Source organism: Mesorhizobium sp. M1A.F.Ca.IN.022.07.1.1 (assembly GCF_003997575.1).
Lineage (GTDB): Bacteria > Pseudomonadota > Alphaproteobacteria > Rhizobiales > Rhizobiaceae > Mesorhizobium.
The window spans coordinates 1-7066 of record NZ_RZST01000308.1; the positions used below are offsets into that span (position 1 = coordinate 1).

Sequence of the window (7066 nt, forward strand, 5' to 3'; positions counted from 1 at the left end):
ATTTCCGGCCGCGCGGTTTTGTGGTTGCTCGGCCAGGCCGGCGAGGCGGAAGAGAAGGTCACGGACGAGGAGATCAAGATGCTGGTCGCCGAGGCCGAGCATCACGGCACCATCGAATCCGACGAGCGCCGCATGATCGCCGGCGTCATGCGCCTTGGCGACCGCGCCGTGCGCGCCGTGATGACGCCGCGCACCGAGGTCGACTGGATCAACCTGCAATCCGACGAGGCGGCCATCAAGCGGCTTCTGATGGAGAGCCAGCATTCGCGCCTGCCTGCGGGCGACGGCAATGTCGATGCCATGATAGGGGTCATCCAGACGCGCGACGTGCTGGCCGCCCTTCTTGCCGGCAGGGTGTTGGATCCGCGCCAGCATGTGCGCACCGCGCCAATCGTCCATGATCAGGCCGACGCGCTCGACGTGCTGCAAAGGCTGCGGGAATCGGACGTCCCCATGGCGCTCGTCCATGACGAATACGGCCATTTCGAAGGCATCGTCACGCCGGCCGACATCCTGGAAGCGATCACCGGCGTCTTCCGCTCGGACCTCGATGCGGGCGAGGAAGAGAACGCGGTCAAACGCGAGGACGGCTCATGGCTGCTCGCCGGCTACATGCAGGCCGACGAGATGGCCGAGGTGCTGGGCATCGACTTGCCGGAGAACCGCGACTACGAGACGGTGGCCGGCTATGTGCTGTCACATCTGCACCACCTTCCCGCTACCGGCGAATGCGTGGACGCGCAAGGCTGGCGCTTCGAGGTGGTCGACCTCGACGGCCGGCGTATCGACAAGCTGATCGCCACCCGCCTGCCCGACGGCCACCGTCCGATGGCGCGCCGATAGCGAGCTTGGGGTCTGCCGGGTTTTCCCAACATCCATTCAGGCCAGTTCCTTGCGAAGAAAGACGCGGGCCTGCCCATCGAACCCGAACGGAACGCGGCCGAATTCCACATAACCGTGGCGGATGTAGAATCCAGGCGCCTGAAAGCTGCTTGTCTCCACGACGGCGCGTCTGCAGCCCCGCGCCTTTGCCTCTTCTTCGACGGCGGCAAGCAACCGGGCGCCGTAAGACAGACCGCGTAAATGCGCGGGCACGAAAAACATGTCCAAGAACAGAAGACCGAGTTCGGTCCTTCCCCATAGGCCGCCTAAAGCTTTGCCCGAGCCATCACACAATATGGCACCTATGGGAATGCGGTCGTCCGTCCCTGTGATGGCGACGTTATAGCGGTAGAGCGCCGCGGCGGCCTCGGCTTTCGCGGCTTCGTCCGTCGACAGGATGATTGGGAATTCTTGAGTCATGCGGATTTGCGCCTGCCCTGAACATGGCGAAAACGGATGAACTTCCAGCTTCGGCCGGCGTTCCGGAGAATGCTCGTCAACCTCTTCGTGTTCGGAACCTTGAAGAGAGGGTTTCCTCTTCACAAGGCGGGTTTGTCCGGGGCCGCGTGCATCGGTGCCTGCAGGACCCGTGAGCGTTTCCCGATGCTGATTGCCGGACCTCGCTTCGCTCCGATGATGTTCAATGAACCGGGTCTCGGCTTCCACGTCAGGGGCGAGCTCTACGCGGTCGACGACCGCGCCCTGGCCGGGCTTGACCGGATCGAATCCGTTGGCAAGCCCGGCAACCTGCGCGTCCCGATCGAGGTTGAGCCCATTGAAGGCGGTCCGCATGTCCTGGCGCAGGCTTACATGAAATCCCGCCGTCTCGCGGATCCCGTCCATTCGGGATATCTGGATTTCTACGACGATCGGCGTTTCAAACTTCACGCGAACGCCTAAGGTTGCGCCCGAAGGATGCCCAATTGAAATCCGACTTTCTCCAGTATGTCTGACATAAAAGCGGCAGCAGAGCGAAATCCTTGAGCGATCCTCTGTCGAACGACCGAGGCTTCCGCAAATAAAAGGGGCGGCGCAAGCGCCGCCCTTAGATGGTATTTTGGGAGGATGAAGCGGCTTAAGCCGCCTGGGCTTCACTGGCGATCGCGTCGGCGGCGCGCGCCGCCTTCAGCACCTTCGCCCACCAGGCAACGTCATTGATGAGCGCCGCCGCCGCCTGGTTCAGATGTTCGATCTCTTCCAGCTTCTTGTCGCCCTGGCGGACCGCAAGGAAATCGCCCCAGGCGATGTGCACTGCCGACTTGACCGGCGCCATTTGCAGCTCGACGGCGATCAGGCGAAGCTGCTCGACGGCGCGCGCGCCGCCGACGCTGCCATAGCCGACGAAACCAGCCGGCTTCTTGTTCCATTCATTGGCGGCGTAATCGATGGCGTTCTTCAAGACGGCGGTCGGCGCGTGATTGTATTCAGCCGCGGTGAAGATGAAGCCGTCGAACTCGGCGACCTTCTTCTGCCAGCGCTGCGCCACCTCGTTCTGCGACGGCGCCCAGGCGGAGGATGCGACCTCATCGAAGAACGGCAGCGGCCAGTCGCGCAAATCAACGACTTCGACGTCGATATCGGCATGCGTCTTGGCAATCTTGGCGATCCACTGCGTCGGGACGTCGGCGAAGCGGGCGGCGCGCGTCGAACCGACGACAATGGCGATTTTGGGTTTGGACATAAGGGGGCTCTCCTTGCGGGGGAATTTCGGTATCGTTTGGATACCGGCGCTATATGTGATACTGACAAAGTGGCGCGCAAGGAGGCACATTTTTGTTACCGAGGCACCCGTACAACACTGAGGACTGCCGGGCCGTATCGGAAATCCTGCAACGGGTCGGCGACAAATGGACCGTTTTGGTGGTCGGCAAGCTGGGCGGCGGACCGATGCGCTTCAATGAATTGCGCACGGCCGTCGGCGGCATCTCACAGAAAATGCTGACCATCACCTTGCGCGGCCTGGAGCGGGACGGCTTTGTCACGCGCAAGGTTTTTCCGACCATTCCGCCGCGCGTCGATTACGAGCTGACCGAGCTCGGCCACGAGTTGCTGGTGCCGGTTGGCGCGCTCGGCGAATGGGCACGAAAGAATACCAATCGAGTACGCGCGGCGCGCGCGAAATTCGATGGCGAGCATCCCTGAAGGCCTTGGAGCGCAACGTGTTGCGAGCATCGCTCCGCAGCGTTGCTGACTGAGCAAGGAGTCTGCAGTTGTGTCTTTTTGACTTGTCGTATTCGAGGGCACATCAACCTTGATGCCCGCCCGACCCTGACGGCTTTGGTCGCGCCTGAGAGGAGCACTCAGGCTTTTGACGTGGTACTGCCACGGGGCGCCAAGGAGCAGACTGCGCACATCGCTCCCTGACTCTGGTCCGCCCCGAAACCATGCACCCACGCGGTGCGCGGGAGCTCTTTTTTCACTTCTGCATAGGCAGTTATGCCGAGCAAGCAGGTAAGTGCGAGAAGGGCTGCCACGAGCCAGCCGTTCAGCATATGTTGACGCATTGTCTTTCCTACAGCGGCACGCACCGTCGGGCGCGGAAGCAACCATCGGATGTCGCCGGACGCACGTCCCGCGCAAGAGTTGTTACAAATTTGCCTATCCGGAAAAGCGTTCGCCGTCAGCTTTCGGCTGGGATCGGTTTCGGCTTGCCGTCGCCGTCGAGCGCCACCATGACGAAATCGGCATGGGTGACCTTCTCCATCAGGTCGGTGAGATAGCGCTGCGCCCAGGCCTCGACCTTGAGCGTCATCGAGGTGCGGCCGACGCGTTCAACATGGGTGTAGATGCAGAGCGTGTCGCCGATCTTCATCGGCTTGGCGAAGGACATCTCCTTCACTGCCGCCGTCACCACGCGACCCTTGGCGCGCTCGGCCGCGCGGATGCCGCAGGCTAGGTCCATCTGCGCCATCACCCAGCCGCCAAAAATGTCGCCGGCGGCATTGGCATCCGACGGCATGGCGAGCGTCCTCAATGTCAGGTCGCCGAGCGGCTTTCCGTCTGCGTAGTGCACCATGAGGGGTCCTCCAGCCGCTGCTTCCTGAAGCCGTACCAACGCCATCACGATGTCGCAAGCTTTGCTGAAGGCGAAGGACGCGTCGCGGCTCGGTCGCTTTTTTCACAAGCCATGCCGGAAGCCCCGGCGACGACGTGAGCCGGCAATGTCTAGGCTAAGCCCGGATCTCGGAGCCCGCCCGCGCATCATGCAGACTTATGATTTCATCATCGTCGGCTCCGGCTCGGCCGGTTCGGTGGTCGCGGAAAGGCTCTCGGCTTCCAGCCGCTTTTCGGTACTGGTGCTGGAGGCAGGCGGAACCGACCGCCGTTTCTATGTCCAGATGCCGCTCGGCTACGGGAAGACCTTCTTCGATCCGGCCGTCAACTGGAACTACAAGGCCGATCCCGATCCCGGCCTCGGCAACAATGCCGACCACTGGCCGCGCGGCAAGCTGCTCGGCGGCTCGAGCTCGATCAACGCCATGGTCTTCATTCGCGGCGCGCGCGAGGACTTCGATGCCTGGGCCGCCGCCGGCAATGCGGGCTGGAGCTATGACGACCTGCTCCCCGCTTTCAAAGCGTTGGAGGACAACGAGGCCGGCGCCGACCAATGGCGCGGGGTCGGCGGCCCCTTGCACATCACCGATTGCTCGAATGCGGTGCATCCGCTGACCAAGCGCTATCTGGCGGCCGCCCAGCAGGCCGGACTGCCGTTAAATCCGGATTTTAACGGCGCCTCCCAGGAGGGCGTCGGCGTCTACCAGATCACCACCAGGAACGGCCGCCGCATGTCCGCCGCCCGCGCCTTCCTGCGCCCGGCGATGAAGCGCAACAATGTGCGCGTCGAGACCAACGCGCTGGCGACGAAAATCCTGTTCGAGGGCAAGCGCGCCGTCGGCGTCGAGTACCAGCAAAACGGCGAAACCAAGAGGGTTCGCGCGGGCCGCGAGGTGATCCTCTCCGGCGGCTCGGTCAACTCGCCGCAACTGCTGCAGCTCTCCGGTGTGGGCCCGTCGGCGCTGCTCGGCGATCTCGGCATCGCGGTCGTCCACGCCAACGACAATGTCGGGGCCAACCTGCAAGACCATGTCGGCATCAACTACACCTTCAAGGGCAAGCTGCCGACGCTGAACCAGATCCTGCGGCCATGGTGGGGCAAGCTGCTGGTGGGCATGCAGTACATCCTGCTGCGTTCCGGTCCGCTGTCGTTGTCGATGAACAATGCCGGCGGCTTCTTCCGCACCGACCCGTCGATGGCGCGGCCGAACATGCAGCTCTATTTCCAGGCCTTCTCGACCGTCATCCCCAAGAGCGGCGAGCGCCCGATCCTGACGCCCGATCCGTGGCCGGGCTTCTCCATCGGCCTTTCCAATTGCCGGCCGTCGAGTCGCGGCGAGATCATGATCCGCTCGAAGGATCCGCGCGACTATCCGAAGATCACGGCGAACGCCTATTCGACCAACGCCGATGTCGACGAGATGCTGGCGGCGGTGAAGTTCGTGCGCAAGATCGCCTCGATGCCGGCGATGGCCGAGATCATCGAGGAAGAAGTTTTGCCTGGTCCGTCAATTACTTCCGATGCCGATCTGATTCAGGATTTCAGGAAGCGCTCGGGCACCGTCTACCATCCCGTCTCGACCTGTCGCATGGGTCCGGACGCTTCGCGCGCCGTCGTCGATCCCCGGCTTCGGGTGCATGGGCTCGAGGGCTTGCGTGTGATCGACGCATCGATCTTTCCCGACAACATCACGGGCAACACCAACGCCGCCGCAATCCTCACCGGATGGAAAGGCGCCGAGCGGGTTCTGGAGGATCAGAAATGAAAGTCACCGACGTCAAGACCTGGGTTGTCGGCAACCCGCCGCCCGGCATCGGCGGCAAGTATTTCATCTTCGTCAAGCTCACCACCGATGGCGGCGTGGTCGGCTATGGCGAGGCCTACAACGCCACCTTCTCGGCGCATGTCACTGCCAAGATGATCGAGGATATGGCCGAGCGCTACCTCATCGGGCGCGATGCGCACGATGTCGAGAACCTCTTCCGCCGCGTCTATTCCTCCGGCTTCACCCAGCGTCCCGACGTTTCCGGGATGGGCTGCTTTTCGGCACTCGAAATGGCCTGCTGGGACATCATCGGCAAGGAGGCCGGCAAGCCGGTCTACAAGCTGCTCGGCGGCCAGGTGCACGAGACGCTGCGCTCCTACACCTATCTCTATCCGCACACCGGCAGCGTCCATTCGGAAGACGCCCGCGGCCAGAACGTCTACAACGATCCCGACATGGCCGCGGCCTGCGCTCTGGAATATGTCGAGCAGGGATTTAACGCCGTCAAGCTCGACCCGGCCGGGCCTTACACGGCCTATGACGGCCATCAGCCGCGCCTGATCGACATCGACCTCTCGGCGCGCATGATCAAGGCGATCCGCGAGGCGGTAGGCACCAGGGCGGACATCCTGTTCGGAACCCATGGCCAGTTCACCGCCTCCGGTGCGCTTCGTATGGCCCGTGCAATCGAGCCCTACGATCCGCTGTGGTTCGAGGAGCCGGTGCCGCCGGACATGCCCGAGGTGATGGCGCAGGTCGCTCGCGGCACCTCGATTCCTATCGCCACCGGCGAGCGGCTGACGACAAAATTCGAATTCGCGCGCGTCATCGAGAACCGCGCCGCGACCATCCTGCAGCCGGATCTCGGCCGCTCCGGCGGCATTCTCGAAACCAAGAAGATCGCCGCCATGGCCGAGGCCTACCACATCCAGGTCGCGCCGCATTGCTATTGCGGGCCGATCGTCGGCGCCGCCAACATCCAGCTTGCGGTGACTCTGCCCAACTTCCTCATCCTGGAATCGTTGAAGCAGTGGGACGGTTTTCACGCCACGCTGCTCAAGAAGAAGATCGAATGGCAGGATGGCCACGTCATCCCGTCGAAGGAGCCAGGCCTCGGTGTCGAGCTCAACGAGGAAATCTGCGAGGCGCACCCCTATAGCGGCAAGGACCTGCATCTGCAGATGATGCAGACGCCGCTGATGCCGTGACCGCGCGCCTCGCCTACGCCTTCATCGGCCTTGGTCATCTCGGCGGCAACCTTGCCGCCAGCCTGCTGCGCCACGGCTTCGCTGTTGCCGTTTTCGATCGTGACCCAGCGGCGGTTGCGCGTTTGGGCGCGCTCGGCGCTACGGCGGCGGCGAGCG

9 protein-coding genes are annotated in these 7066 nt (G+C 63.2%); 6 read left to right on the top strand and 3 right to left on the bottom strand.

The annotated features are described in order from the left end of the window. Window positions 1-843: hemolysin family protein (locus EOA75_RS25930; RefSeq protein WP_164747559.1), on the top strand; the 843-nt coding region annotated here is incomplete at its 5' end. A 36-nt stretch (window positions 844-879) separates the two neighbouring features. Here the strand turns inward: EOA75_RS25930 and EOA75_RS35650 are convergent. Continuing rightward, complete coding sequence (locus EOA75_RS35650; protein WP_127245951.1) at window positions 880-1302, bottom strand: GNAT family N-acetyltransferase; 423 nt, start codon at window positions 1300-1302, stop codon at window positions 880-882. A 69-nt stretch (window positions 1303-1371) separates the two neighbouring features. Between EOA75_RS35650 and EOA75_RS25940 the strand changes: the two genes are divergently transcribed. Continuing rightward, complete coding sequence (locus EOA75_RS25940; protein WP_066994922.1) at window positions 1372-1782, top strand: gamma-glutamylcyclotransferase family protein; 411 nt, start codon at window positions 1372-1374, stop codon at window positions 1780-1782. A gap of 175 nt (window positions 1783-1957) precedes the next feature. On the opposite strand, the gene EOA75_RS25945 is transcribed toward EOA75_RS25940, so the two are convergent. Further along, on the bottom strand, window positions 1958-2563 hold the full coding sequence (locus EOA75_RS25945) for an NADPH-dependent FMN reductase (protein WP_067326641.1): 606 nt from the start codon (window positions 2561-2563) through the stop codon (window positions 1958-1960). 92 nt (window positions 2564-2655) lie between these two features. Between EOA75_RS25945 and EOA75_RS25950 the strand changes: the two genes are divergently transcribed. After that, the gene (locus EOA75_RS25950; protein ID WP_066994462.1) at window positions 2656-3024 is read left to right on the top strand and encodes a helix-turn-helix domain-containing protein; all 369 of its coding nucleotides are present in this window, start codon (window positions 2656-2658) and stop codon (window positions 3022-3024) included. A 478-nt stretch (window positions 3025-3502) separates the two neighbouring features. Here EOA75_RS25950 and EOA75_RS25960 read toward each other — a convergent pair whose 3' ends face one another. Beyond that, on the bottom strand, window positions 3503-3898 hold the full coding sequence (locus EOA75_RS25960; protein WP_067326635.1) for an acyl-CoA thioesterase: 396 nt from the start codon (window positions 3896-3898) through the stop codon (window positions 3503-3505). 187 nt (window positions 3899-4085) lie between these two features. Here EOA75_RS25960 and EOA75_RS25965 point away from each other — a divergent pair, with 187 nt between their 5' ends. From EOA75_RS25965 to EOA75_RS25975, 3 genes are all read left to right on the top strand, one after another. After that, entirely contained in the window at window positions 4086-5702 is a 1617-nt protein-coding gene (locus EOA75_RS25965) for a GMC family oxidoreductase N-terminal domain-containing protein (protein WP_127325487.1), read from the top strand. Continuing rightward, window positions 5699-6910, top strand: a complete 1212-nt coding sequence (locus EOA75_RS25970; protein WP_127325486.1) for a mandelate racemase/muconate lactonizing enzyme family protein — start codon at window positions 5699-5701, stop codon at window positions 6908-6910. The genes EOA75_RS25965 and EOA75_RS25970 overlap by 4 nt, the downstream gene beginning before the upstream one ends. Then, window positions 6907-7066 (top strand): NAD(P)-binding domain-containing protein (locus EOA75_RS25975; protein WP_245466739.1); only part of this gene is annotated, 160 nt, incomplete at its 3' end. The genes EOA75_RS25970 and EOA75_RS25975, both read left to right, overlap by 4 nt.